The 23,851-nt window shown below is 73.9% G+C and carries 27 protein-coding genes; 11 read left to right on the top strand and 16 right to left on the bottom strand.

Annotated elements, in window-relative coordinates:
- Nucleotides 1-57 precede the first annotated feature (57 nt).
- Together ACFYS8_RS18275 and ACFYS8_RS18280 are read left to right on the top strand one after the other, a co-directional pair.
- Nucleotides 58-402 (top strand): hypothetical protein, encoded by a 345-nt coding sequence (locus ACFYS8_RS18275; RefSeq protein WP_387642431.1) that lies wholly within the window; start codon nucleotides 58-60, stop codon nucleotides 400-402.
- A 118-nt stretch (nucleotides 403-520) separates the two neighbouring features.
- Complete coding sequence (locus ACFYS8_RS18280) at nucleotides 521-832, top strand: hypothetical protein (RefSeq protein ID WP_387642433.1); 312 nt, start codon at nucleotides 521-523, stop codon at nucleotides 830-832.
- Here ACFYS8_RS18280 and ACFYS8_RS18285 read toward each other — a convergent pair.
- Nucleotides 804-2,438, bottom strand: a complete 1,635-nt coding sequence (locus tag ACFYS8_RS18285) for a sensor histidine kinase (protein ID WP_387642434.1) — start codon at nucleotides 2,436-2,438, stop codon at nucleotides 804-806. The genes ACFYS8_RS18280 and ACFYS8_RS18285 overlap by 29 nt on opposite strands.
- A 138-nt stretch (nucleotides 2,439-2,576) precedes the next feature.
- On the opposite strand from ACFYS8_RS18285, the gene ACFYS8_RS18290 reads away from it, so the two are divergent.
- A complete protein-coding gene (locus ACFYS8_RS18290) occupies nucleotides 2,577-3,104 on the top strand; it encodes a hypothetical protein (protein WP_387642436.1) in 528 nt (175 codons plus the stop codon).
- A gap of 21 nt (nucleotides 3,105-3,125) precedes the next feature.
- Here the strand turns inward: ACFYS8_RS18290 and ACFYS8_RS18295 are convergent, their stop codons facing one another.
- On the bottom strand, nucleotides 3,126-4,301 hold the full coding sequence (locus ACFYS8_RS18295; protein ID WP_387642437.1) for a methyltransferase domain-containing protein: 1,176 nt from the start codon (nucleotides 4,299-4,301) through the stop codon (nucleotides 3,126-3,128).
- Nucleotides 4,302-4,662: 361 nt separating this feature from the next.
- On the opposite strand from ACFYS8_RS18295, the gene ACFYS8_RS18300 reads away from it, so the two are divergent.
- The gene (locus ACFYS8_RS18300; protein WP_387642439.1) at nucleotides 4,663-5,616 is read left to right on the top strand and encodes a polysaccharide deacetylase family protein; all 954 of its coding nucleotides are present in this window, start codon (nucleotides 4,663-4,665) and stop codon (nucleotides 5,614-5,616) included.
- A 198-nt stretch (nucleotides 5,617-5,814) separates the two neighbouring features.
- Here the strand turns inward: ACFYS8_RS18300 and ACFYS8_RS18305 are convergent, their stop codons facing one another.
- Genes ACFYS8_RS18305 through ACFYS8_RS18315 form a run of 3 tightly spaced genes read right to left on the bottom strand, consistent with a single transcriptional unit; the run spans nucleotide 5,815 to nucleotide 8,754 of the window.
- Nucleotides 5,815-6,462: a response regulator gene (locus ACFYS8_RS18305; protein WP_387642441.1), complete on the bottom strand. Its 648-nt coding sequence runs from the start codon at nucleotides 6,460-6,462 to the stop codon at nucleotides 5,815-5,817.
- Nucleotides 6,452-7,741 carry a sensor histidine kinase gene (locus ACFYS8_RS18310; RefSeq protein ID WP_387642442.1) on the bottom strand — a complete coding sequence of 430 codons (1,290 nt, stop codon included), beginning with the start codon at nucleotides 7,739-7,741 and terminating at the stop codon, nucleotides 6,452-6,454. Before ACFYS8_RS18310 ends, ACFYS8_RS18305 begins: the two co-directional genes overlap by 11 nt.
- Complete coding sequence (locus tag ACFYS8_RS18315) at nucleotides 7,738-8,754, bottom strand: hypothetical protein (RefSeq protein WP_387642444.1); 1,017 nt, start codon at nucleotides 8,752-8,754, stop codon at nucleotides 7,738-7,740. Before ACFYS8_RS18315 ends, ACFYS8_RS18310 begins: the two co-directional genes overlap by 4 nt.
- Nucleotides 8,755-8,910: 156 nt before the next feature.
- Between ACFYS8_RS18315 and ACFYS8_RS18320 the strand changes: the two genes are divergently transcribed.
- The 4 genes from ACFYS8_RS18320 (at nucleotide 8,911) to ACFYS8_RS18335 (ending at nucleotide 12,658) form a co-directional block, all read left to right on the top strand.
- On the top strand, nucleotides 8,911-9,957 hold the full coding sequence (locus ACFYS8_RS18320) for a YihY/virulence factor BrkB family protein (RefSeq protein ID WP_387642446.1): 1,047 nt from the start codon (nucleotides 8,911-8,913) through the stop codon (nucleotides 9,955-9,957).
- Nucleotides 9,958-10,121: 164 nt separating this feature from the next.
- The gene (locus ACFYS8_RS18325) at nucleotides 10,122-10,829 is read left to right on the top strand and encodes a sensor domain-containing protein (protein ID WP_387642448.1); all 708 of its coding nucleotides are present in this window, start codon (nucleotides 10,122-10,124) and stop codon (nucleotides 10,827-10,829) included.
- Entirely contained in the window at nucleotides 10,826-12,259 is a 1,434-nt protein-coding gene (locus ACFYS8_RS18330) for a hypothetical protein (protein ID WP_387642450.1), read from the top strand. The genes ACFYS8_RS18325 and ACFYS8_RS18330 overlap by 4 nt, the downstream gene beginning before the upstream one ends.
- Nucleotides 12,260-12,301: 42 nt before the next feature.
- Nucleotides 12,302-12,658 (top strand): immunity 51 family protein, encoded by a 357-nt coding sequence (locus ACFYS8_RS18335; RefSeq protein WP_387642452.1) that lies wholly within the window; start codon nucleotides 12,302-12,304, stop codon nucleotides 12,656-12,658.
- A 175-nt stretch (nucleotides 12,659-12,833) separates the two neighbouring features.
- On the opposite strand, the gene ACFYS8_RS18340 is transcribed toward ACFYS8_RS18335, so the two are convergent.
- From ACFYS8_RS18340 to ACFYS8_RS18350, 3 genes are all read right to left on the bottom strand, one after another.
- Complete coding sequence (locus ACFYS8_RS18340) at nucleotides 12,834-13,247, bottom strand: transglycosylase family protein (protein ID WP_387642454.1); 414 nt, start codon at nucleotides 13,245-13,247, stop codon at nucleotides 12,834-12,836.
- A 559-nt stretch (nucleotides 13,248-13,806) separates the two neighbouring features.
- Complete coding sequence (gene map / locus ACFYS8_RS18345; protein ID WP_387642456.1) at nucleotides 13,807-14,574, bottom strand: type I methionyl aminopeptidase; 768 nt, start codon at nucleotides 14,572-14,574, stop codon at nucleotides 13,807-13,809.
- Between the two features lie 113 nt (nucleotides 14,575-14,687).
- A complete protein-coding gene (locus ACFYS8_RS18350; protein ID WP_387642458.1) occupies nucleotides 14,688-15,266 on the bottom strand; it encodes a TetR/AcrR family transcriptional regulator in 579 nt (192 codons plus the stop codon).
- 107 nt (nucleotides 15,267-15,373) lie between these two features.
- Between ACFYS8_RS18350 and ACFYS8_RS18355 the strand changes: the two genes are divergently transcribed.
- Nucleotides 15,374-15,829: a DUF1348 family protein gene (locus ACFYS8_RS18355; RefSeq protein WP_387642460.1), complete on the top strand. Its 456-nt coding sequence runs from the start codon at nucleotides 15,374-15,376 to the stop codon at nucleotides 15,827-15,829.
- Nucleotides 15,830-15,902: 73 nt separating this feature from the next.
- The gene (locus ACFYS8_RS18360; protein WP_387642462.1) at nucleotides 15,903-16,175 is read left to right on the top strand and encodes a helix-turn-helix domain-containing protein; all 273 of its coding nucleotides are present in this window, start codon (nucleotides 15,903-15,905) and stop codon (nucleotides 16,173-16,175) included.
- 38 nt (nucleotides 16,176-16,213) lie between these two features.
- Here the strand turns inward: ACFYS8_RS18360 and ACFYS8_RS18365 are convergent, their stop codons facing one another.
- The 7 genes from ACFYS8_RS18365 to ACFYS8_RS18395 form a co-directional block, all read right to left on the bottom strand.
- On the bottom strand, nucleotides 16,214-16,870 hold the full coding sequence (locus ACFYS8_RS18365; RefSeq protein ID WP_387642464.1) for a class I SAM-dependent methyltransferase: 657 nt from the start codon (nucleotides 16,868-16,870) through the stop codon (nucleotides 16,214-16,216).
- Between the two features lie 98 nt (nucleotides 16,871-16,968).
- Nucleotides 16,969-17,601, bottom strand: a complete 633-nt coding sequence (locus ACFYS8_RS18370) for a hypothetical protein (RefSeq protein WP_387642466.1) — start codon at nucleotides 17,599-17,601, stop codon at nucleotides 16,969-16,971.
- A 101-nt stretch (nucleotides 17,602-17,702) separates the two neighbouring features.
- Nucleotides 17,703-18,113 (bottom strand): hypothetical protein, encoded by a 411-nt coding sequence (locus tag ACFYS8_RS18375; protein ID WP_387642467.1) that lies wholly within the window; start codon nucleotides 18,111-18,113, stop codon nucleotides 17,703-17,705.
- 156 nt (nucleotides 18,114-18,269) lie between these two features.
- Nucleotides 18,270-19,220: an aminoglycoside phosphotransferase family protein gene (locus ACFYS8_RS18380; RefSeq protein WP_387642469.1), complete on the bottom strand. Its 951-nt coding sequence runs from the start codon at nucleotides 19,218-19,220 to the stop codon at nucleotides 18,270-18,272.
- 199 nt (nucleotides 19,221-19,419) lie between these two features.
- Nucleotides 19,420-20,913, bottom strand: a complete 1,494-nt coding sequence (locus ACFYS8_RS18385; RefSeq protein WP_387642471.1) for a carboxylesterase/lipase family protein — start codon at nucleotides 20,911-20,913, stop codon at nucleotides 19,420-19,422.
- Nucleotides 20,914-21,005: 92 nt separating this feature from the next.
- Nucleotides 21,006-21,608, bottom strand: a complete 603-nt coding sequence (locus tag ACFYS8_RS18390) for a LysE family transporter (protein WP_387642473.1) — start codon at nucleotides 21,606-21,608, stop codon at nucleotides 21,006-21,008.
- 85 nt (nucleotides 21,609-21,693) lie between these two features.
- Nucleotides 21,694-21,999, bottom strand: a complete 306-nt coding sequence (locus tag ACFYS8_RS18395; protein ID WP_387642475.1) for a hypothetical protein — start codon at nucleotides 21,997-21,999, stop codon at nucleotides 21,694-21,696.
- A 142-nt stretch (nucleotides 22,000-22,141) separates the two neighbouring features.
- Between ACFYS8_RS18395 and ACFYS8_RS18400 the strand changes: the two genes are divergently transcribed.
- Nucleotides 22,142-23,401 (top strand): SLC13 family permease, encoded by a 1,260-nt coding sequence (locus tag ACFYS8_RS18400; protein ID WP_387642477.1) that lies wholly within the window; start codon nucleotides 22,142-22,144, stop codon nucleotides 23,399-23,401.
- A 43-nt stretch (nucleotides 23,402-23,444) separates the two neighbouring features.
- Here the strand turns inward: ACFYS8_RS18400 and ACFYS8_RS18405 are convergent, their stop codons facing one another.
- On the bottom strand, nucleotides 23,445-23,735 hold the full coding sequence (locus ACFYS8_RS18405) for a hypothetical protein (protein ID WP_387642479.1): 291 nt from the start codon (nucleotides 23,733-23,735) through the stop codon (nucleotides 23,445-23,447).
- Between the last annotated feature and the right edge of the window lie 116 nt (nucleotides 23,736-23,851).

The following is a 23,851-nucleotide window of genomic DNA, read 5'->3' on the forward strand; positions in this document are numbered from 1 at the left end:
CCCGCGGCTCCAGCGCGCCGGACCTGGCCCGCGCGTTCGACCTGGTGGCCCGCGACGGTGTTTGCCTGGCTGCTGCCCGAGCACCGACTGGCCGGCCCGGCCGACCAGGACGCGCTGGCGCTGAGCCCGCTGGAGTACCTGACGTTCCGCTATGCGACGGGCGTGCACCGCGCCGCGTGGGAGACGGCGCTGGCCACGCTGCCGCTGCGCGAGGCCGTCGCCGCGGCGCACCGGGATCCGGAGCCCGACCGGGACGCGGCCCGTGCCGCTCTCACTCTGCTGCCCGCGCTGCGCGCCGAGGCGTGTGCCGAACTCGACGCGGTCGAGGCCCGGTTGGCCGCCGCCGCCGGCTCCGGCAGCGTGTCGACCCCTATTCTGCCTGTTCACGGGCGCTCGCGGTAGGACCGGGAGCACAGCTGTTTTCCCTTGTCCGAGCGGTTCGTTCGGGCGCAGACTCGTCCGCATTCCCCCCGTTGGACGAGTTGATGGGAGTCGTGTGTCCGCACACGTCGATCAGGAAATGGCCCTGCGTGCCCGGGTGCTGCTGGCCGGCAGCGAAGCCCCCACCCCGTGGCAGGCCTACCGGGCGCACCGCCTGCTGGCCCGGGACAACCCGCAGGTGCACCTGCCGAAGCTGGCCCTCGCGGCCATCGAACTGACCCGCCACCACCCGGTATTGCTCCGCCGTGACATCCAACTGCGCCTGCTGGACGAGGCGTTGGAGGCCGCGGCGGCGATCGCCGCCGACGACCCGTTCCGTCCGCAGGCCCTGGCCAGGATCCATGACGAGCACGCGAAGCGGATCAAGGAGCTGGGGATCCCGATGAGTTGACGCCCGCACCGGACGAGGGCCGGTCGGTCGGCCGGGTCTGGTAGTGCTGCTTCTCGAGCAGCAGGCCGTCCTTGAAGCAGAACCGCGTCACGTCCTGGCCGTCGCCGGTGCTGATCTTCAGGTCACCCGCGAACCAGCGGCAGTGCGCGCCGTCCGGCACCGGCGGGCCGTACTTCTTGAAGTCGCCGGTCAGGAAGTCGCTGCCGACCGGCAGCCGGGCGTTCACCATTCCCTCGGACTGGCCGACCTCCACCGAGTCGTACAGCTTGGTCGACACGGTGGCGTCGCGCATCGAGCTGACGAACATCAGCACGCCGATCACGCCGACCACCGCGACCACGCCCAGCACCGCGGCCGCGCCCAGTGCGCAGCCCATCGCGGGGCTCCGGCGGCGTTTCTCGGGGCCGATCAGCTCCCCGGCCAGTTCCCGCAGTTCCTCTTCCTCGGGGATCGCCGCCAGCGCCCCGTCCGAGGTGTACGGAAGCCGTCCGGTCAGCCGGAACCCGCCGTCCGGCTGCGCGGTGGCCTGTATCGCGCCACCGAGCAGCCGGGCCCGCTCGCGCAGGCCGGTCAGGCCCTGGCCGCCGGACACCGCCGAAGTGCCGTCCCCGCCGGGGCCGTTCACCACCTCCACGATCACCGAGTCCCGCTCGTACCGGACCGTCAGCACGATCAGCGCGCCCTGCGCGTGCTTGTGCGCGTTCGTCAGGCCCTCCTGGGCGATCCGGTACGCGGCGTGGCCGGTGGCGGCGGCGAGTTCGCGCGGCGCGCCCTCGTGCCGCAGCTCCACGTTCGTGCCCGCCGCCTGCGAGTTCTCCGCCAGCCGGTCGATCGCGTCCACGCCGCCCGCCGCCGGAGCCGAGTCCTCCTTCAACAGGCCGACCACCTGGCGCAGTTCGCGCATCGCGCCGGTCGCGGCCTGCCGCAGCACCCCGACCGCCTCGCGCTGCCGCTCGCCGAGCGTGCGGTCCACCTCCAGCGCGCCGGTGTGCACGGCGATCAGCGCGAGCTGGTGGCCGAGGCTGTCGTGCATGTCCTGGGCGATCCGGTGGCGTTCGCGCAGCCTCGCCTGATGGGCGATCATCACGCGCTCCCGGATCAGCTGCTCGTTGCGTTCGCGCAGGCTGTCGAGCAGCGCGGTCCGCTGCGCCCGGTACCGGCCGAACAGGGCGGGCAGCACGCCCAGCAGCAGGTAGCCGACCACGCAGATGCCGAGCAGCGCGGGTAGCGGGAAGTGGTCGCGGCGGTTCTGCAGCACGCCCGCCGCGAAGTTCAGCACGAAGCCGATCGTGAAGACCACCGGCGCGTACCAGGGCTTGGTGATCCGGCGGCCCGCCGAGTACCCCGCCGCGACCAGCAGCGGCAGGAACCCGCTCGGCCCGCCGACACCCACCGCCGACAGCACCAGCACCGGCCCCGGCAGCCCCCGCCGCAGCAGGAACAGCACCCCCGCCGCGCCCACCACCAGCCCCGTCGGCCACGTCCCGCCGTCCGCCATCTGACACAGCGCCGCCAGCCCGCACACCACGAGCCCGCCCAGCACCTCGCGGACCACCAGCCGCCACGACCAGGGCCCGGGAACCGCCCGCTCCACCCACTCACGCATCACCCTCAGACCCTAGCGGCCCCACACCCACCCGCCGCCCCCCGGATCCGGCCGGGACCAGCGGTCATCACGACGTCGATCATCACAGTTCAGACACTGCTTCCCCGGCTTCGTGAAGAAGCTGCGACGCTCGGGCCCATGCTCGAAGAGAACCTCGCCGAAGTCACCGTTCCGCCCATGCCCGCAGAACCGCCCACCGCAGGCGCCCCCGCCGCTCGCACGCGGCGCTGGCTGCTCCCGGTCGCAGCCGGCGTGGCGGGGGTGCTCGTCGGCGCGGGCGGCGTCGGCGCGGCCTGGTGGCTCTCCGGCTCCGAGCAGGCTTCAGCCGGGCGGCAGTCGACGCCGAAGGTGTTCACGCTGAGCGGCTGGATGTCGCTGACGGGCTCGAACGCCGCCACCGAGGACGGCTCCTGTGCCGGATTGCGGGGGTACGACGACATCTCCGAAGGCACCGCGGTCACGGTCTACGACGCGACCGGCCAGGTGGTCGCCGTCGGGGCGCTGGCCGACGCCAAGCGGGTCGGGACCACCTGCAAGCTGCACGTGCTGGTACCGATGGTGCCAACCGGACCGAAGTTCTACCAGGTCGAGGTGGGACACCGCGGGAAGATCATGCTGTCCGCGGAGAACGCCGCCGCAGGCGCGTTCGCCGCCTCGCTGGGCTGAGCCGGAGGCCTTGCCCGGCCGTCACACCGGCGTCGGGCCGCGCCGCTCCCCCGGCGGGCAGCCGATCGCGGGCCAGCGGGGGCCGGTGTCAGGGTCGTTGGCCCAGGCGTACTGCTCGGTGGGGGTGCGGGTGAGGCCGTAGTCGTAGACGCCGGGGTGGCCGGCGGTCTCCCATCCGGTCCAGGCGGTTTCGAGTTCGTCGGCGAGCCGGCGGGGGCCGCCCTGGGTGGTCCAGGCGCCGCCGGTGGGGCGGGCGGAGAGGACGGCCCAGGAGGAGTGGCCGTCGGTGATCCACGCGCTGGTGCCGTCCTGGTCGTGGCCGGTGCGGACGGTCAGGTCGGGGAGGGCGACGCGCAGGGCGAAGCCCAGGCCCCACGGGTCGGCGAGTTGGGCCGGGTCGCGGTCGGTGGCGCCTCGGCGATCAGGTTCTGCGGTGCCGCGGATTTCGGCGAACGTCCGCTGCTGGTGGGCGTGTTGGGTGCGGGTGGGCATGAACCGGGCCAGGCCCTGCATCCAGCCGGTGGCGGACTTGCCGTCCTCGGCGACGGTGAGCGCGACGTGGCCGAGGCGGCCCCAGGGGGTGACGATCCGTCCGCCGGGGGCGGTCTGTTCGATCCACGCCCAGGGGATCTCCTCGACGGCGTAGGTGGCGATCACCCGGTCGAACGGGGGCCCGCCGGGCGCGCCCAAGTCGCCGTCGCCGGTGCGGACTTCGACGCCCAGGCCGGCGGCGGCGAGCCGTTCCGCCGCGGCGGCGGCGAGAGCCGCGTCCGCCTCGACGCTGACCACCCGGCCGGGCCCGGCGCGCCGCGCCAGTAGTGCCGCGTTCCAGCCGCTGCCGGTGCCGAGTTCGAGGACGCGCTGCCCGGGTTCCAGCCGCAGGCTGTCCGCCATGTCGGCGACCACGGCCTGGCAGGACAGGCTCGACGTGGGCAGGCCGTCGCCGAGTTGCGTCACCGCGGCCTCGTCCGGCGAACGGTACAACTCACTTGCCCAGCCCGCCGGATCGGCCGTCCGGTCCACGGGCTGCCAGGCCAGGCCGTCCCACCGCCACAGGCGCCCGGGCGCGAACCCGTCCCGGGGCAGTGCCGCCACCGCGTCACGCACCCACGGCGAGCCCTCGGGCCACGCGCCGCGTTCCGCCATCGTCCGGTCGAGCCGGTCGCGGTACGACGGCAGGTCCAATTCCTCTGCCACCGCGCCTACTTGCGCCGCTTGCCGGTGCCTGGCGGCGGGGGCGGTACCTGCCCGTCCGAGTTCCCGGGCGGCGGGGTGCCCTGGCCCGGGTCCGGCGCGGGCTTCTCGTGCTCACCCATCGCAACCACTCCTCCCCTGACGACGACCGCCGCGCACGCGGCGAAGACCCTATCTTCCCGTCGACCGCATCTCCCCCGCCAGGGCGCGCCAGGGTCGTACGGGGGCGCACGACCCGCGTGGGCGCTCGAACAGTGGTGACAGTGCGACGGCACGCCGAACGAGGGGCCGACGAGGAGCGAACGTGCGCCGGCCGAGTGAGGAACCGATTACTCATGGTGCGACAAGGGGATCATCGGCCGGTATGCCGACGAAGAACCGTGGCCGCAGGCCCTCGCACCGCCGCCACCTCGCCGCCCTCACCGCGCTCGCCGCCCTCACCACCGGCTGCGCCGCCCTGCACTCCCAGGACGACGGCGACACCCACGCCGCCTCCGCCCCCGCCGCGCCGCCCGCCGTCCAGCCGGCCGCCGCCGCCCCGGGGGGCGCGGCCGGACAGGAGATGAACGGTCAACTGTCCGAAGCGGAGCGGCAGTCGCGGGAGAAGGAGGCCGCGCTCACGGCCGCCCGACGCTGGGGCCTGGCCGCCCTTCCGCTGACGGCGCCCGCCGCGCCCGCCGAGAAACCGGAGCTCACCGAGGGGCCGAACGTGCTCCTCGCCGACGGCCTGCCGCCGGTCGTCCGCCGCGTCCCCACCGAGGACAACGTGGTGTTCCTGACCGTGGACGACGGCGCCGAGAAGGACCCGGAGTTCGCCCAGATGGCCGCCGAACTGGGCGTGCCGATGTCCGTGTTCGTCTCCGACTACCTGGCCCGCTCCGACTACGGATACTTCCGCGCCATGAACGACCGCGGCGTGTCCGTCAACAACCACACCATCAACCACCCCGACCTGCGCCGTCTCGGCGCCGACGCACTCCGCCGCGAGATCTGCGACCAGCAGGACCGCCTGGAGGAGGAGATCGGCACCCGCCCCTACCTCTTCCGTCCCCCGTACGGCGAATACACCCCCGCCGCCCTGCGCACCGCCGCGTCCTGCGGGGTCACGGCCGTCGCGCTGTGGACCGAGGAGGCGTTCCCCGACCACCTCGAGTACCGCTACTCGGACGAGGTGCTCCACTCCGGCGACATCATCCTCACCCACTTCCGCGCCCCGGCCGCCGGCTGGAACGGCACCATGTCCGACATGCTGCGCCGCGTCGTCGACACCGCCACCGCCGAGGGCTTCGCCATCGGCCGCCTGGAGGACTACCTCTGACGGCACACCCGGGGAACCGGGCGACAGCGCCGACCGCACGCCGCCAGCCTGCGCCGATGACCGCCGAGCTGCTGCCGCACCTCCCCCGCCGACGCGTGCCCGTCGCCGCGCCCACCGTCCGGACGCCGCTCGGGCCGCTCACCTTCACCGCCGAGCTCGGGGCGGTCCTGTCGGCGGCCGCCGGGGAGGCGATGACGGTCAGGGGGCGACGAAGCCGGAGCGGTAGGCGATGACCACGGCGTGGGTGCGGTTGCGGGCGCCGAGCTTGGTGAGGATGTTCGCGACGTGGGTCTTGACGGTCTCCGCGCCGAGGAACAGCGACCTGGCGATCTCCGCGTTGCCGAGTCCGGCGGCCATCAGGCGCAGCACTTCCTGTTCGCGGTCGGAGAGCGGGTGCGCGAACGGGGTGGCCTCGCGGCGGTGACGGAGTGCCAGGTCGCGCACCGAGTCGGGGAACATCAAGGTGTCGCCGAACGCGGCCAGCCGGACGGCCTGCACGATGGCCTCCGGCCGGGAGCGTTTAAGCAGGAAGCCGGCGGCCCCCGCGAGCAGCGCGTCGTGGACGCTGTCGTCGTTCTCGAAGGTGGTGATGACCACGACCCGGGGAGCGGGGACGACCGTGTCGAGGATCCGCCGGGCGGCCTGGATGCCGTCGAGTGCGGGCATCCGGACGTCGGTGAGCACCACGTCGGGTGTCAGGGTGCGGGCGAGTGCGACGGCCTGGGCGCCGCTCTCGGCCTCGCCGATCACTTCGATGTCGGGTTCGGCGGAGAGGATCACGGCCAGGCCGGACCGGACCAGCGGTTCGTCGTCGGCGATCAGCACCCGGATGGGGTCAGCGCTCACAGGTCCCCTCCGGGGCGGTCGGTGGTTCGGTGAAAGGGCGGGCCAGGGTGATCGGCAGTCGGGCGGTCACTTGCCAGTGCCCGTCGACCGGGCCGAACTCGGCGTGGCCGCCGACGAGTTGGGCGCGTTCGGCGATGCCGCGGGTGCCTCGGCCGCCCCGGCGGGTGGGGCGGCGCGCAGCGGGCAGGGGGTTGGAGATCCGCAGGCGCAGCTCGCCCGCGGCGGCCTCGACGGTCACGTCCACGGGTGAACCGGCGGCGTGGCGGAGGGCGTTCGTGAGGGCTTCCTGGACGATGCGGTAGGCCTCGCGGGAGACCACGGCGGGTGTGGTGTCGAGGTCGCCGACGGTGAGTGCGACGGGTGCGCCGGTGGCGCGGGCGGTGTCGGCGAGGCGGTGGATGTCGCGCAGGTCGGGTTGGGGGGTGCGGCCGGGGCTCTCCTCGCGGAGCAGGCCGAGGACGTGGTCGAGTTCGTCGGCGGCCGACCGGGCGGCTTCCTCGATGGCGGCGAGGGCGCGGCGGGCGTACTCCGGGTCGCGGTCGAGGATCCGGCCGGCGGCCGCGGCCTGCAGGGTGACCACGCCGAGTGCGTGGCCGACGGAGTCGTGCAACTCCCGTGCGAGGCGGTTGCGTTCGGCGAGGCGGGCGCTGTGGCGTTCGGCCTCGGCGAGTTTCTCGGCGGCGGACGGTCCGAGCAGCGCGGGCGCGGAGCGTTCGAGTACCAGGCCCGCCGCCCGGGCGGCCGTCGGCAGCAGCACGGCGAGCAGCAGGCCGGCGGCGGGGCCGAGCCAGGCCGGAACGGCGCCCAGCCATCCGGGGGGCGAGTCCAGGAACGGGCGGACGGTCAGCAGCACCACGACGGCGGGCGGGACGGCCAGCGTGGCCCCGGCGACGGGCGCGCCGAGTCCGAGGTGCAGGACGGCCCAGGCGGTGGTCCGTCCGCGCGAGGCCGTCCGGTCGTCCGGGCGCTCGCCCCAGGGGCCGACCGGGAGCAGGGTCCGGACGATCGCCGACTCGAGTTGCCGGACGGAGGGGAGGGTCGCGGCGGTGGCGGCGACCAGTGGCAGCGCGGCCAGGTAGGCGACGATCTGGAACACCAGTGACCGGAGCAGCGAGGTGGCCGGGGCTATCGGTTCGAGGACGAGTCCGAGGGCGATGTTGGTCACGAAGCAGAACGGCGTCATCATCGCGCCGCCCAGGATCAGCAGCGCCCAGCGCCGCAGGGCCGCCCGGCCGATCAGGGCCCGGGCGGCCCGGCGGACCTCCCCCCGTAGCGTCACGCCGGGATCATCCCACTCCGGTCGCCGCCGTCCTCGGACGCCCCCTGCCCGGCCGGTGCGGCGGCCTGGACCACCATCAGGGCCAGCACGGTGGCGAGCACCGCGCCCGCCAGCGTCTGGAACCCGCCGACGAGTGCCAGGCCGCGCATGTCGTCGCCCTTGTTCAGCGGGGTGCTGAGGGACGAGGAGATCAGCCAGAAGAGCCCCCAGCCGAAGGCCGTCCCGGTGCCCACCCAGGCCGTGACCAGCAGCCGGAGGGCGGGCCGGCCGTCCGGTCGCTGCCGGGTCACCGCCAGCATGGCGATCAGGCCGGCCAGGATGATCAGGGCGTACCCGCTGTCGATGATCAGGGACTGGCTCGCCGTGCGGGTGTCGCCGGGGCGAAGGGCGTGGCTGCCGAACGCCCAGGACAGCTGGATGCCCACCGGGATCAGGCCGAACGCGGCGACCCCGGCCGCGATCAGCCGGCGCGCCCCGGCGGCCGGGCCGACAGGCAGGTCGCGCAGGCGCAGCGCGAAGACGCCGGCCCAGCGTTCCCGGGCGTGCAGCACGAACCCGGCGACCAGTCCGACAGCCTGGAGGCCGAACCCGCCGTAGACGACGGCGTACACCCAGCCGTCGATGAAGTCCTGGCCCGGGTTGCCGGAGGAGGAGAAGCCGTCGGTGAGCGCGCCGACCACGGCCGCGACGGGTACCACCAGGGCGATCGGTGCGAGCAGGCCGGTGGCCACCCACATCGGCAGGATCAGCAGCCAGCCGGGGATCCGCCGTCCCCAGGGGCGGGCCAGGGCGAGTGCGAGGGCGGCCGCGATCGCGTCCATGCCGAGGGTCGCCAGGTTGGCGCCGATCATGGCGCCGCTGTGCATGCCGTCGCCGTGCACGCCGATGCTGCTGCCCGCGACCCAGGCGGCCTTCAGCGTCAGGTAGGGCAGCGTGGCGGCGATCGTTCCGGCGCAGATGAGCGTCCGCAGGCGGCCCCGGTGGGTGCTTGCCGGGAGGTTCGGTGTCGTCATGGCTCCGACGATCCCAATCGCCGGGGGTGGGTCGATTCCCCCGGACAGGGGACTTGGCTCCCCCGTTCGGGGGAGCGCGGCCCGCCGGTGGGTGACGGTCCGTACCGGTCCGCGATAGGTGCGGGGGTGCCGACCGGCAAGCAGGAAGGACTGCCCGTGAATCCGATCGAACGCGCGCTGCGTGCCGTCGACCGCACCCAGCAGCGGCACCGGCCGCCGGCCGCGGTGTTCGGCGTGATCAAGAAGTACGGCGACGACCGGGGCGGGCTGCTGGCCGCGCTGATCACCTACTACGGTTTCGTGTCGCTGATCCCGCTGCTGCTCCTGCTCTCCACCGTGCTGGGCTTCGTGCTGCACGGTCATCCGGAGGCGCAGGAGGCGGTGGTCAACTCCGCGCTGGCCGATTTTCCGATCATCGGCGACCAGTTGCGGGAGAACGTGCACTCGGTGCAGGGCAGCGGGCTGGCGCTGGTGATCGGCATCCTCGGCCTGCTGTACGGCGCGCTGGGCATCGCGCAGGTGCTGCAGCACACGATGGCCGAGGTGTGGAACGTCCCGGGCGTGCGGCGGCCCGGCTACTGGCCGCGGCTGGCCCGCAGCCTGGCACTGTTCGGCGCGCTGGGCATCGGACTGGTGGTGACCACGGCCGCTGCGGCGCTGGTCGGCACCACGCTGGCGGGCACGCTCGCCCGGGTCGGCGGGCTGCTGCTGTCGGCGGTGCTGAACACCGCGGTGTTCGTGGCCTGCCTGCGGATCCTCACGCCGAAGGAGGTGCCGACCCGCCGTCTGCTGCCGGGCAGCCTGCTCGCGGGCCCGCTGTTCACCGTGCTGCAGGCGTTCGGCGCGGTGCTGGTGGCGCATCAACTGCGGCACGCCACCGCCGTGTACGGCTTCTTCGCGACGGTCATCGGCCTGCTGTCCTGGCTCTACCTGGCGTCCCAGATCACCGTGTACGCGTCCGAGACGAACGTGGTGCTGGCCCGCCGGCTGTGGCCGCGCTCGCTGCTCCAGCCGCCGCTGACCGGACCTGACCGGGACGTGCTGGAGTCGCTGGCCCTCCAGGAGGAACGCCGCCCCGAGCAGCGCGTGGCGGTCGAGTTCGTCGCGCCCGAACCGGAGCCGGAGGAGACCGAACCTGTGCCCGAGCCGAAGCCCGAGCCGGAGAAAGGCGGCGACGAGGAGGGGCCCGAGGAGCGGCGGTAGCCTCCCACAGCCGCCCGACGGAAACGTCGCATTCGCTCAAATCGCTTCGCTTTCACCGCAGTTGACCGGACACTGTTGGCGACGGCCGGGTCACCGGCCGCACCTGATTTCCTTCCGGCGCCGCCGCCCGGCGGTGCCGGCCGTCGAGGAACTTGGGAGAGCCCATGAGCAGTCCGATGAGCAGTGGGAGCGAGGCGAAGGCGCCCGGCCGGTCCGGGCGGTGGCGGCTGATCGGGGCCGGCGCGGCGCTGCTGGTCGCGGTGGCGGCCGGCGTGGCGTGGTGGCTGTGGCGCGCGAACGACGCCTCGCCGCGGGTGGTGGCGGGGACGGTCCAGGCGGTGGTGCTGCCCGCGGACGAGGTCAGCAAGGCAGTCGGCAGCACGCTGAACGAGCAGACCCGGGCGAGTGAACCGGCGCCCCCGCTGCCGGCCGACCCGCCGGGCTGTTCGGTGGCGGTCGGACCGACCACCACCGTTGTCTACCAAGGGGGTTGGACGGCGTTCGTGTCGGTGGCGCAGCAGGACTCCGCCGCGTCGGCGGACCACACCGCCACCCAGACCGTCGGCCGGTACGCCACCGCCGACCTGGCGTCGGAGGTGTTCGGCACGCTCGCCGACGGGCTCAAGGCGTGCACCGCCGCCGTCCGGGACGCCTCCGGCGCGAACGCCTCGCGCTGGACGTACCGGGTGGACAGCGCCACCGACACCGCGCTGACCTGGACGGCCACCCAGGACCACGGCGACGGCTGGGCGTGCTACCGGGAGGCCCGGCTGGCCGGGTCGACCGTGCTCCAGTCGGCGGTCTGCCAGGCCGGTGACGGCCGCCCGGCCGCCCGCGCGCTGGCCGACCGGATGGCGGAGCGCGCCAAGTGACGGGCCGGCTGCGGAAGTTGGCGTCCCTCGCACTGGCCTGCACGGCCGCCCTGTTCGCCCTCGCGCTGCCGGCCGGCGCGGCGCCCTCGGACGGCGCGGCCTCCTCGGACGGCGCGGCCGCGATCGAGCCGGTCGCCCCGAGCAGCGCCTACTCCCCCACCCTCAACAACCAGCTCACCACGTTCAACCGCCAGTTGGCCGAGCTGCCGACCCAGCAGAGCCTGGACGGGCAGCAGGCCGACCTGGACCGGCGGACCAGCGCGTACAACGAGCAGTCGAAGGCGGTGCTCGACGCGCTCGACGCCAACGACGAGAAGATCCGGCAGCACAACGAGGTGGTCGCGCAGTACCCGAACGGTGCGCCGCCGTCCGTCGCGGATGCGCTGAACGCCGAAGCCGATGCGATCAATTCCGAACAGAAACAGCTCAAGGACAAGGCCAACAAGATCGCGGACGAAGGCGAAGCGATCAAGTCCGGGCAGGCGGACCTGGACAAGCGCAAAGGCGAACTGGATTCCAAGCGCAGCACCTTGCAGAGCGCCCGCGGCTACCTGGTGGACCAGATGGCCACCGAGTTGCTCGCCCGGCTCGCCACCCCGCCCGCCGCCACCCACCCGGGCACCGCCGTCGACCGCGCCCGGCCGGCCGTCACGGCCACCCGCACCGACGGCGGCGACCGGGCCTCCGGCGCGCTGCGTCGCGGGCCGTTCGACTCGTACGCCGGCCGGCACGGCGTCACGGTCGACCCCCGGCCGGTCGACGCTGTGCTGTCCCCCGGCGCGCTGACCAAGTTCGCGATGGCGAACGCGGGCACGGCCGGGCCGACCCGCCGTTTCGACGCCCTGGCCACCCAGGGCGACGGCACCTACCGCGGCCTGTCGCTGCGCGACCCGTCCCGGCCACCGACCGCCGCCGAGCGCGCGTTCGACGACACCCTCAACACCGGCGGCGCGGCGGTCACGCTGGTGAACGGCAAGCGGGCCGTGATCAGCGGCACCGACGAGGTCGAGGCCCCGACACCCGCGTCCGCCGTCCCGCCGCCCCGCAACCTCGCGCTCGGACTGGCCGGCCGGGTGCAGCCGTTCGCCGAACGGTACGGCTACGAGCACCTGATGGACCTCACCAAGGCCCAGCTGCGCCGGGAGCTGATCGGCCGGCTCGAGGACCCGAACTACCGGATCCACGTCTCACTGAAGGACCTCAGCAAGGCCGACCTGCCCAACGTGCTGGCCCGCGGCCGCGCGTACGAGGACGGCATGCGCACCTTCCCGTTCGACGCCAACGGCCGGATCCCCGCCTACGCCGCCACCTGGGAACGCGCCCCGGGCGTCACCGACTGGGAGATGTACCTGATCCACACGCTGCCCGGCGTGCTGGAGCGCACCACCTTCTACGACGAGAACGACAACGCGGTGCCGGACCCGTTCTGATCCGTCTCCCGGGTGTCGGTGGCCGCCGGTACCGTCCGGGCCATGACTGATCGTGAGATGTATGCCCCCCTGCGGTTCTTCGAGTACGACCACCGGCCCGGCTCGTACTGCCTGCTGCTGTCGGACGATCGGATGGTCGCGGTGGACGAGGTGTTCGAGGCCGCCGGGCAGCCGAACGGCGGCTACAGCTGGGAGGCGGTGGCCCGTTCCGCGGTGCGTTCGCGCGCGCCGCACTTGGAGGGCCGGTTCGGCTACGACCCGGAGGCCGGCATGTTCGTGGCGTACGGCGAGGACGCGGCGGCGCTGCGCGAACTCGGCGCGCTGCTGTCCGGCGCGTTCCACGACCGGCCGACGCTGCGCGAACTGATCGACGCCGCCGAGCCCGACTGGTTCGACTGATCGGCGCCCCAGGAGACCGCGGACCCGCCGCGTCCCCGGAAACGCGGACACGCCGACGGCCGCTCCCTCCCGAGGTGAGGGGCGGCCGTCGGCGTGTACGGCTGGTCCGCCGGGGCGGACCGGTCAGCGGGTGACCGTATTACTTGGTCAGACCGTATTACTTGGTCAGACCGTATTACTTGGCCAGACCGGCGACGACCGAGCAGACCGGCCAGGCGCCGGGGCCCTGGGAGGCGAGCACCTTCTCGGCGACGGAGATCTGCTGCGCCTTGGTGGCCAGGTTGGCCTGCGGGGCGTACGCGGTGCCACCGAACGCGGCCCACGTGGAGTTGGTGAACTGCAGACCGCCGTAGAAGCCGTTGCCGGAGTTGATCGCCCAGTTGCCGGTCGACTCGCACTGGGCGACCTTGTCCCAGGTGGACGCGTCGGCGGCGTGGGCCCCGGTCGCCGTGACGAGTCCGGCCACCGGCAGAACGGCCACTGCGGCACCCGCCACGATGGCGGCACGGACGCGCTTGCGGGTACGGCTGCCCTTCTCGGCGGTGGTGGCGGCGGTCGTGGCGGTGGCGGTCTCGTTACGGAAGATCATGCGAATCCTTTCGGCTGCCCCGGGCAGGCAAGGCGGAACCAGGGCCCTGGCGGGCCTGCTGCTTCACGCTTGTTGATCGGACGGTGCGGTCGGTTGACCGACCTGCTCTCCGTCGCGGTCACCCTGCCCGTGCGGTGCGACTCGGTGGCCGCTCCGGGGCGTTGATGTCGGGTGATCCCGGGTAGTGCGCCCTGCACTGGTTACGAAGCTACGGGCGTTCCGGCCGATGTCCAAGCATTCGAAGGTCTGTGCAGGTCAGAGCCGCATTACCGGCGGTAAATCAGGCTTCCGCGGCCCGTCGGCCCGCGATTTTCCGGGCCCGGCCGGCCCGCCTTGTGACCGGCCTCACCGGCTTTCGGCCTCCCCCACCGGCGCACCGCACACGCCGCGCAGTCGACCGGCGACCGACTGCCGATCGCCCGCCCTTCCGGCGGTGGGCCGGGCCACAACGGTCACGGTCCGCTCACTCGCCGGGCACCGACCGTGGCGAAATCGGCGCCTCAGGGCGATGCGCCTCAGGGCGGTGCGCCTCAGGGCGGTGCGCCTCAGACAGCGCGGCTCAGGAGAGCACGGTGAGCACCCGCGGCCCGTCCTCGGTGATCGCCACGGTGTGCTCGGAGTGCGCGCCGCGCGAGCCGTCCGCCGAGCGCAGCGTCCAGCCGTCCCGGTCCACCCGCAGCTCCGCCGTTCCGGTGCACCACCACGGCTCGAGCGCCAGCGTCAGCCCGGGACGCAGTTCCAGGCCGCGCCCCGCCCGTCCGACGTTGGCGATGTGCGGGTCCTCGTGCATGGTGCGGCCCAGACCGTGACCGCCGAAGTCGGTGTTGATCCGGTAGCCGGCCGCGTGGCCGACCTTGGCGATGGCCGCCGACAGGTCGCCCGTGCGGTTGCCGGGCACCGCGGCGGCGATCGCCGCGTCCAGGGCGGCCCGGGTGGAGTCGATCAGGCGGACGTCCTGCTCGGCGGCCGTGCCCGCGATGACGGTGACGGCGGAGTCGGCGACCCAGCCGTCGATCGACACCGCGAAGTCCAGGCTGATCACGTCGCCGTCGCGCAGCACATAGGGGTGGGGCTGCCCGTGCAGCACCGCGTCGTTCACGGACAGGCAGATCACGTTGCGGAACGGGCCGCGGCCGAACGACGGCGCGTAGTCCCAGTAGCAGGAGACCGCGCCGCGCTTCTCGATCAGCTTCCTGGCCTGGTGCTCCAGGTCCATCACCTGGCGGCCGGGCTCGACCATCGCGGACAGTTCGGCCAGTGTCTCGGCGACGAACCGGCCGGTGACGGCCATCTTCTCGATGGCCTGTGGGGTCTTGTACTCGATCACGACACGCTCCCTGCACAGCGGCAGCGCGCCGCCCGCTCCGAGGCTGCCGGTATTTGAATACCGGCGGGACGGGGACACCCTAGCAGCAGAACGGTATTTAAATACCGCCCACTTCAGCTGCCGCCGGGCCCGCTCCCCAGCATCGCCTCGACGGCGGCGCGCGCCTGTCGGGCCGGGGCGTCGGTATCGGCGATCGCGGCGGTGACGATGGCGCCCTCGGCGAGCAGCTGGACGGGCGCGGGCTCGGCGAGGCCGGCGGCGGCGCACCAGTCGGCCAGCTGCCGATGGAAGGCGTCCTTGTGGGAGCGGACCTCCTCGAGCACGGCCGGCGAGGCCGGACCCATCTCGCCGAACGCGTTGATCCAGGCGCAGCCCCGGAAGCCCGGCTCGGCACACCAGTCGGCCAGCCAGTCGAACGCGGCCAGCAGCCGGGCCCGCGGCTCGGCGTGCGCCTCGGCGGCGGCGGTGAGCCCGCCCCGCCAGCGCAGGTCACGGCGGCGCAGCACGGCCACCACCAGGTCGTCCTTGGTGGGGTGGAGGCGGTAGATGCGCTTGAGGGGCAGCCCCGAGGCGGCCCGCACCTCGTCCATGCCGACCGCGCGGATGCCCTTCTCGTAGAACAGCGCTTCGGCGGCGTCCAGCAGCTTCTCGTGGTCCTGCCGGGTCTGCTCTTCGGTGAGCGGGGCGGGCATCGGCGCACTCCTGCGGGGGATTGACGTGGAGAACGGTCGTTCCCTAGCCTAGCGTCCGACGCCGATGGAGAACGGCCGTTCTCCACCTTCCGAACGAGGGGCCCACCATGACCGAGGACCGCCCGCCCTACCCGCCGTTCACCCGCGACAGCGCGCTCGCCAAGGTCCGGGCCGCCGAGGACGCCTGGAACAGCCGCGACCCGCAGCGCGTCGCCCTCGCCTACACACCCGACTCGGTGTGGCGCAACCGCGACACCTTCCTCACCGGCCGCCCCGAGATCATCGCCTTCCTCACCGCCAAGTGGGCCCGCGAACACGAATACGCCCTGCGCAAGAACCTGTGGGCGTTCGACGGCGACCGGATCGCCGTCCGCTTCCAGTACGAGTGGCACGACGACGAAGGCCAGTGGTGGCGCAGCCACGGCAACGAGCTGTGGGAGTTCGACCCGACCGGGCTGATGCGGCGGCGCGAGGCCAGCATCGACGACGTCCGGATCGACGCCGCAGACCGCCGCATCCTCGGCCCCCGGCAGGACGACGAACCCGAGCTGCCGGTGCGATAGGCCCTCTCTTCCGGATCTTGCCGGGCTCCCGGGCGGGGCGACGGCGGGCCACCGCGATCGGTAGCGTGGCGGCATGGTGCGAATCCCCCTCACCCCCGAGCAGATCGAAGCCGGCCGGCGCCTGGGCGCGCTGTTCCGCGAAACCAGGGCCGGCCGCGACCCGGTCGCCGTCGCCCAGAGCGCCGGCATCTCCCCCGAGACCCTCCGCAAGATCGAGATGGGCCGTCTCCCCAGCCCCGGCTTCGGCACCGTGGTCGGCCTGTGCGCCGCGCTCGACGTCCCGCTGGACGACGCCGCCCAGGTCTGGCTGGGCGTGGTCGCCGACGACCGGCGCGCCGCCGGCTGACCCCACTCCAGCACGGTCGCCCTGACCGGGGCCCCGCCTCAGACGGTCGCCAGCACCGCGTACCGCTCGTCCGACACCGGGCCGCCCCACAGTTCGGCGTCCTGCGACAGCGGCTCCACCCGCAGTTCACGCACCAACGGCCGTACCGCACGGGCAAGTTGTTCCGCGCTCGCACCACCCGCCCACGGCAGCTCGCCCACGCCCTCCGCGTACGGCTCCGACTCCGCGCCCGCCTCGCGCCACCGGCCCTCGATCAGCACCAGCCGGCCGCCCGGGCGCAGCAGGGTGGTCCAGTGCCGCAGCGCCGCCTCCGGGTCGGGCAGCGTCCACAGCAGGTGCCGGCAGAGCACGGCGTCGAACCGTTCGGCTCCGACGGGCGGCCGCGAGGCGTCCCCCACCATGAACCGCCCGGCAAGCCCCGCCCCGGCCAGCTTCGCCCGGGCCCGCTCCACCATTTCGGCCGCCAGGTCCACCCCCGTCACCCGGTGCCCGGCCTCCGCCAGCAGCCGCGACAGCGACCCCGTCCCGCACCCGGCGTCCAGCACGTCCAGCGGCCCGCCCGGCACCCACTCGGCCACCCGCCGTACCCAGGCCTGTCGGGTGGCCTCGGCCCCCAGTCCGTGATCAGGCTCGTGGTCGAAGGCGGGAGCGGCGTCGTTCCAGTACTCGGCGATGGCGTGCAGGCGGGTGTCCATCCGAGCACCCTCCCATCCGCCGCTGACAATCCGCGGCCCGAACGGATCGTCAACTTCCGCTTTCCTCCTCCGGATTGCTCGACCCTGGACGCCGAAGGTCAGGGCGAACCGAACAGGCTCTCCGCGCACCGGTATTCGAGCAGCGTGGTGTCGGCTTCGATGTCCGCCACCGCCTGCCCGGGATCGCCGCTCGCCGTGCCGTCCAGGCGGAGGCTCAGTTCCCGGAACTCGTCCGCCAGCCTGAGGATCACCGTCCGGACATACGGGGCCGCCTCCGAACTCGCGGACTGCAAAGCGATGTTCGCCGCCCGCGCCGAGGCGGCCTGCCCCGCGCTTCCCGTCCCCGCCGACGCCGACGCCGACGCTGACGCCGAAGCTGCCCGGTACGCGTCCAGCGCCCGCCGCGCCTCGCCGCAGCCCGCCGGTGCGGCACCGTGGGAAGCGGACGACGAGGGCGCCGGGGGCGGCACTGCCGGATCGCGGTCGGTACCGTGCGGGACGAACAGAACGACACCGGCGAGCACGGTGGCAGCGGCCGCGGCGAAAGCCAGCCCGGGCGTCAGCCGAACGCGCCGCCGACGTGCCACCTCCACCCTTCCGCGCGGGCCCACCCAGGCAGCCATCTTCAGCTGCACCATCGGGCGCAGCACCACGAACCCGGTCTCCCGCACCGGCGCGTCCGCCGCACGCTCCGCCCCAACGGTCGACTCGACGCCGACGAGCGACGCCAAGTAGCGCCGCCACCAGGGCACTTCGGGCCCGAGTCGGGGGCGGAACGGGACCGGCGTCGGCCCATCGGCCATGAGCGAGTCCCGGTAGCGACGTCCGAAGCTCATGACCCGACCTCCCCCGGCCGTCCCGGCACCGGCACGGGCCTCTGGTCTTCGGGCTCCCCGGCCACCGGCGGTTCTTCGCCCCTCAGGACGGCCTGCGCGGAGGTGAACGACCCGATCTGCCGCAACACCGCGGGCGCCGAGGCCCCGGCCGCCACCGCCGCGTACAGTCCGGTGATCTGGGAGTGCAGCAACCACCCCGTGACCGCCCCGAGTGCGATCCGGCTCAGCCCGGCCGCCAGGTCCGCCGAGAAGTCGACGTAATGGCGCAGCGGCGGCATTCGCCGCCGTCTCTCCTGCCGCGCCCGGTGCCGCGCCGCCTGCCACGCCAGCAACCGCCCATTGGCGACCACCAGTTCGACCACCGCTCCCCCGACGGCGCCGTAACCGGCCGCGTGAGCCCAGTCCAACTCTCCTCCGCCCAAGACAGGTTGATCCTCCGCGAGTGAGCATCCTGCATCCCCGGCCGCCAGTTCAAGACGGCCCCGCCGCAGATCGGGCCGGGACCTGGCATCCGTTCCCGGACGGCAACCTCCGCTTTCCGCGCAGGTAACCGGCGTGGAGTCTCAGGTCTCGACTCGGCCCGTACTCCGCGTGCGGGACAGGTGGTTGCCGCACAGCAACTGCGCGATCCGGTCGGTGACTTCGACCAGCCAGTCGGGGTCGCCGTGCTCCCTCCCCCAGTGGGCGGCGCTCACCGCGCGGGCCTGGGCCCAGCGGCGGACGCGCCGGTGGTCGAGTTCGGCGGCTTCGGCGTAGATCGCGAGTCGGCGCAGCACGGCCCGCCCCAGGTCGCCTGCGGCGAGCAGGTCGTCAAATCGGCTGCGGAGCAGGGTGATTGCGTCGTAGGCGGGGTCGCCGACGTAGCCCTTGGGGTCGATGGCCAGCCAGGGTTCGCGCTCGGCGGGCAGGATGTTGCCGAGGTGCAGGTCGCCGTGGACGAGGGTGTCGGGCTGGTCGGGCCCGAGTTCGCGGACGGTGGCGATCGCGGTGTCCACCACGTGGCGCGGCAGCGGCCGGGGCAGCCGGTCGGCGTCCCTGCGGAGGTCGGCCGCCCACTGCCGGGTCCGGTCGGCGAGGCGTGGCAGTCCGGGCGGCGCGGGCACCGCCAGCCGGTGGGTGAGGCGTCCGGCGATGGCGACGGCTTCGTCCACGGCGACGGCCGGGTGCTCGGCGAGGGTGCGCCGGCCGGCCCGCTCCAGCAGTATCGCGAACCGGGCGTCGTCGCGCCGGAGCAGCCGCACCGCACCGCGGCCGCCCCAGACGGCGAACGCGTCCCCCTCATGTGCGTTGCCCGGGTGCGGGAACGAGACCTTCAGCACGGCCGGCCCCCCGTCGGCCGTCCGCACCGGCACCACGACCCCGACCTGCCCGTGCCCCACCGCCCCGTCCGGCCGACACCCCCACCGCTCCAGCAGCCCCCCGACCAGCGCAGGCAACCCTGTCACCCACTCCCGCCCCGGTTCACCCTCCCGAGCCACGGTACTCCGCGCGAAGTCCTCCGGAATCCCGGTCACGGTTTCACCTTAACTCGCCACGAAGGACCGGCCGTTGGGAGGTCGAATACGCTGCCCGGATACGGGTCCTCGCCGACCTGGCCGAGGCCGAACCAGATCTCCGGCGGCGCGAGTTCCTGGAGAACTTCCCCTTCGCCGCCCTCCTGGTCGAGGAGCCCTGACGTCGATGGCCCTCCCTGGTCGGGCGCGCCGGGCGCGGTCAGCGCAGCTTCGTCCAGAGGAGCCGCTCGGCGCGGGCCGGGTCGTGGTGGACGCCGGACGCGGTGGCGTTCAGGCGCATGACGGCGCGGCCGGGGAGGTAGGGGGGCCAGGGTGGGAGCTGGTCGGCGGTGGGGTGGCCGTGGTGGGCGAAGGTGGTCCAGGCGCTGCGGAGGTGTTCGGAGAGCAGGGGGTTGTTCAGCAGCGGGTCGTTCAAGTGGCCGAAGACGGGGCCGAGTTCGGCCATGTGGCAGGCGCCGAGGGCGCCGTCGAGGGCCGGGGAGGGTTCGGTGAATTCGTAGAACCAGGTGTCCGCGCCGTGGGCGGCGCGGGCCTCGGCGATGCGGAGGGCGGGCACGCGGTAGCCGTGGTCGGTCATCACGGCCGAGAACAGGTCGGCGGCGGTGGCGTGCGGTCGGGTCTCGGTGTAGGTGGCGCGTGCGGCCACGGGGTCGAGGCCGAGGGCGGCGAGGAAGCCGTGCAGGAAGCCGTCGTTGATGCGGTCGGCCATGCCGAGCGGGACGAGGAACAGTCGGAATTCCTCGGCGGTGACGCCGGTGAGCAGGTCGAGGTGGCGGCCCGCGCCGGCGGCGATGGCGTCGACGGGGCGTTCGGGCAGCGTGGCGGTACCGGCGACCGGCAGGACGGTGGTGCCGCCGCCGGCGGACTCGCCCCACCGGGCGGGTTCGGCGCTGCGGGCGATCTCCTGGGCGAGTCGGCTGTTGGCCGCGGCCAACTCCGCGGGCGGGACGGCGGCGAGGCCTTCGACGGTGCACGCAACCCCGGCGAGTTCGGCCAGGCGTTCGGTGATGCGGCGCCCGGTCTCGGGGGTGTGGGCGTGGTGTCCGGCGCCGCTCTGGGTGATGGCGCGCCGGAACAGGCCGTCGGCCGAGGGCATCGTCATGAGCGCGGTGATGCCGATCGCTCCGGCGGACTGCCCGAAGACGGTGACGTTGCCGGGGTCGCCGCCGAACGCGGCGATGTTGTCGCGCACCCATTCCAGCGCGGCGATCTGGTCCAACAGGCCGAGGTTGGCGGTGCCGTCGGGCAGCAGCAGGAAGCCTTCGGCGCCGAGCCGGTAGTTCAGGGTGACGCAGACGACGCCGTCGCGGGCGAGGACGGTGCCGTCGTAGGTGGGCAGCGAACCGGAGCCGTTACGGAAAGCGCCGCCGTGGATCCACACCATGACGGGCAGTCCTTCGCCGGACGAATGCGGCGACGGCGTCCAGACGTTGAGGTTGAGGCAGTCCTCGCCCTGCGGGCCGGCCTCCACCAGCAGGCCGGCCATCGCGGGGGCGTAGCCGGGCTGCGGGGCGCTGGGGCCGGGGACGAGCGCGTCGCGCACGCCGCTCCACGGCTCGGGGGCCCGGGGCGGCCGCATCCGGTCGGCGCCGAACGGCGGTGCGGCGTAAGGGATTCCCAGGAAGGCCGCGGTGCCGTCGTGGAGGCGGCCGCGAACCTGGCCGTGGCGGGTGCTGACTATGACGCTGCTCATCGGATGTCCAGTTTCGAAGGGGCTCGGGGCAAATGGAGCCTTTCGCCCGATCAGCGCCTCCGCAACCGAATTCCCGCTGCCGGACGCCCAGTTCAGCCGCTGAACGCCAGCCGCAGCGCCAGCACCGCGACCAGCCCGTAGCCCGCCGCGTACGTCGAGCGCCGCACCCGGGGGCCGAGCTTCGCGCCGGCGAAAGCGCCCGCCGCGGCGAGGAGGTGCTGCCAGACCAGGGAGGCCAGGAAGACGCCGGTGACGAAGGCGGTGGCGCCGGCCCGGGCGTCCGCGCCCCGGGCGGTGATCAGGGCGGTGAAGTACAAGGCGGTCAGCGGGTTGACGAGCGTCAGCAGCGCGAAGCGGACGAACGCGCGGGCCGCGCTGCCGACCGACGGGGCCTCGGCGGGTTCGGCGGTACGGCGCAGGCCGAGCAGGCCGTGGACGGCGATCGCGCCGAGCAGCAGGGCGGAGACGGCGCGCACCGCACTCTCGTGGCCGGTGAGCAGGTGGGCGACCCGGGGGCCGGCCAGTACGGCGACCGTGGCGTACGCGCCATCGACCGCCGCGACCGCCGTCGCCCCGCCGGCGGCGGGGGCCCAGCCGCGGCGGCCCTCCTGCAGCAGCAGGACCCCGACCGCGCCGAGTGGCACCGCCACCCCGAGTCCCGCCACTACGCCTTCGATCGCCGCGCTTGTCGCCATCCCCTCACGATGGCGGCCGGACCCGCCCGCCCGCACCTCATTTTCGCCCCACCCGGCAGCCAACGCCCTTGCGAACAACGAGAGTTCATTCGACCTGCGGCGGGCAGCCCGCTCCCCCGCGCCGCTGGTGCGCGGCCTGCCGCGCGAGCACCGAGCGGTAGGAGAGCAGGGACAGCACCGACTCCGCGGACAGCACGGACGCGGCGCTCCGCCAGGAGCCCACCGACAGCACCGAGCACGACGAGCCGACGCTGCCGAGCGACAGCGCCGAGCCCACCGATCCGATCGACAGCACGGAGTACGCCGACCCGATCGACAGGAACGACCCCACCGATCCGATCGAGAATCCCGCTTCCAGCGCCCTGCGCCACGCGTCCCGGCAGTCCACCACGACCAGCCCTCCACACATCCGAAGCGATTAACCGAATGTCAGTCATATCCGACGGGCGGGCCACTCGGCGCCCGGGAGCGCCTGCTTGGATGGGGGCCGGTCGCCCGATGGGCGGAAAGTCGCAGGTCGGAGGAGGTCAGGGATGGGCGCGATGGGCGCCGAGGTGCTGTCGCTGGGGCTGCTGGGCGTCGTGCTGGTGAGTGCGGTGCGGCGGCCGTTCGGGTGGCCGGAGGCGGTGGTGGCGGTGCCGGCGGCGGGCCTGCTGGTGGCGGTCGGCGCGGTGTCCCCGGCCGCGGCATGGGGCGAGCTGGGGCGGCTCGGGCCGGTGGTGGGGTTCCTGGCAGCGGTCCTGGTACTGGCCCAGCTCTGCGACGACGAGGGGCTGTTCGAGGCGTGCGGCCGCTGGATGGCGAGCACCTCGGGCGGCCGTCCGGTGCGGCTGCTGGGCCAGGTGTTCGGGGTGGCGGCGGTGGTGACGGCGGTACTCAGCCTGGACGCGACGGTGGTGCTGCTGACGCCGGTGGTGGCCGCGACGGCGGGCGTCCTCGCCGTCCGGGCCCGGCCGCACGTGTACGCGTGCGGGCACCTGGCCAACACGGCGTCGCTGCTGCTGCCGGTGTCGAACCTGACCAACCTGCTCGCGTTCACCGCCAGCGGCCTGACCTTCGGCCGGTTCACCGCGCTGATGGCACTGCCGTGGCTCGGCGCCGTCGGCGTCGAGTACCTGCTGCTGCGCCGTTTCTTCGCCACCGAACTCGCCGTCCCGGCCGCCCGGCCCGCCCCCGCCGAACGCCCCCGGCTGCCCCGCTTCGCGCTGCTGACGGTGGCGGGCACGCTGGCCGGCTTCGTGGTCGCCTCGGCGTTCGGCGTCTCCCCGGCGTGGGCGGCGGCGCTCGGCGCGACGGTGCTGGCGGTCCGGGCGCTGGCGGCGGGACGAACGGACACCCGCCGGATCGTGCACGCGGCGGCGGTGCCGTTCCTGGCGTTCGTACTGGCGCTGGGCGTGGTGGTGAAGGCGGTGGTGGACAACGGCCTGGCCGGGTGGCTGGCCGCGCTGGTCCCGTCCGGCGATTCGCTGCCGACGCTGTTCGCACTGGCGGGCCTGGCCGCGCTGTTGGCCAACCTGGTCAACAACCTGCCCGCCACGCTGCTGCTCGTCCCGCTCGCCACACCGTCCGGCCCGGGCGCGGTGCTGGCCGTCCTGCTGGGCGTCAACATCGGCCCCAACCTGACGTACGCCGGCTCGCTCGCCACCCTGCTGTGGCGGCGCATCGTCCAGGACCGCTCGATCGACGACGGCGGCCTGCGCACCTTCACCCGCCTCGGCGCACTCACCACCCCGGCCACCCTCGCCACCGCCGTCCTGGCGCTCTGGGCGTCCCTCCGCCTGCTCGGCACCTGAGAGCGCCCACGCACTCGCGTGACGCCGCCGCCCGACGCGCCGGTCAGTGCCGCTTTCGGGCCGCCCGCGCCGCCACCTCGCCGGCGATCAGCAGCGGCAGGGCGTACAGCACCGTGCCCGCCACCGCCATGGCCCACCTCCAGGCCGTGAACTCGTCCGCGCTCCACGTGCCGAGCACGGCGGCGACCAGAGGCAGCACGACGATCCCGCCCCCGAACGCGATGTCCAGCGCCAGCCACTCGCCGTTCCGCCCGAGGTAGCGGCCCAGGCAGGCGGCCGGGACGGTGCCGAGGGCGACCGGCCCCAGCAGCAGCCCGACGAGCCCGGTCATCATCCCGAGAAGCATCCCGGCGAGAAGCCCGACGGGAGCCAGCGCCAACCAGCCGACCACCAGCCCCGACAGACGCGCCCTTCGCCGCCAGTCGTTCACCGCAGCCGGATTCGCCACCG

It is taken from the genome of Kitasatospora sp. NPDC004615 (assembly GCF_042873545.1).
GTDB lineage: Bacteria > Actinomycetota > Actinomycetes > Streptomycetales > Streptomycetaceae > Kitasatospora.

Excerpts from the sequence above, each read along its gene's own strand:
- ACFYS8_RS18280 (WP_387642433.1), top strand. The coding sequence starts at position 521 with ATGGCCCTGCGTGCCCGGGTGCTGCTGGCCGGCAGCGAAGCCCCCACC.
- ACFYS8_RS18285 (WP_387642434.1), bottom strand. The coding sequence starts at position 2,438 with ATGCGTGAGTGGGTGGAGCGGGCGGTTCCCGGGCCCTGGTCGTGGCGG.
- ACFYS8_RS18290 (WP_387642436.1), top strand. The coding sequence starts at position 2,577 with ATGCTCGAAGAGAACCTCGCCGAAGTCACCGTTCCGCCCATGCCCGCA.
- ACFYS8_RS18300 (WP_387642439.1), top strand. The coding sequence starts at position 4,663 with ATGCCGACGAAGAACCGTGGCCGCAGGCCCTCGCACCGCCGCCACCTC.
- ACFYS8_RS18315 (WP_387642444.1), bottom strand. The coding sequence starts at position 8,754 with ATGACGACACCGAACCTCCCGGCAAGCACCCACCGGGGCCGCCTGCGG.
- ACFYS8_RS18325 (WP_387642448.1), top strand. The coding sequence starts at position 10,122 with ATGAGCAGTCCGATGAGCAGTGGGAGCGAGGCGAAGGCGCCCGGCCGG.
- ACFYS8_RS18335 (WP_387642452.1), top strand. The coding sequence starts at position 12,302 with ATGACTGATCGTGAGATGTATGCCCCCCTGCGGTTCTTCGAGTACGAC.
- ACFYS8_RS18340 (WP_387642454.1), bottom strand. The coding sequence starts at position 13,247 with ATGATCTTCCGTAACGAGACCGCCACCGCCACGACCGCCGCCACCACC.
- ACFYS8_RS18350 (WP_387642458.1), bottom strand. The coding sequence starts at position 15,266 with ATGCCCGCCCCGCTCACCGAAGAGCAGACCCGGCAGGACCACGAGAAG.
- ACFYS8_RS18355 (WP_387642460.1), top strand. The coding sequence starts at position 15,374 with ATGACCGAGGACCGCCCGCCCTACCCGCCGTTCACCCGCGACAGCGCG.
- ACFYS8_RS18360 (WP_387642462.1), top strand. The coding sequence starts at position 15,903 with ATGGTGCGAATCCCCCTCACCCCCGAGCAGATCGAAGCCGGCCGGCGC.
- ACFYS8_RS18365 (WP_387642464.1), bottom strand. The coding sequence starts at position 16,870 with ATGGACACCCGCCTGCACGCCATCGCCGAGTACTGGAACGACGCCGCT.
- ACFYS8_RS18385 (WP_387642471.1), bottom strand. The coding sequence starts at position 20,913 with ATGAGCAGCGTCATAGTCAGCACCCGCCACGGCCAGGTTCGCGGCCGC.
- ACFYS8_RS18390 (WP_387642473.1), bottom strand. The coding sequence starts at position 21,608 with ATGGCGACAAGCGCGGCGATCGAAGGCGTAGTGGCGGGACTCGGGGTG.
- ACFYS8_RS18400 (WP_387642477.1), top strand. The coding sequence starts at position 22,142 with ATGGGCGCGATGGGCGCCGAGGTGCTGTCGCTGGGGCTGCTGGGCGTC.
- ACFYS8_RS18405 (WP_387642479.1), bottom strand. The coding sequence starts at position 23,735 with ATGATGACCGGGCTCGTCGGGCTGCTGCTGGGGCCGGTCGCCCTCGGC.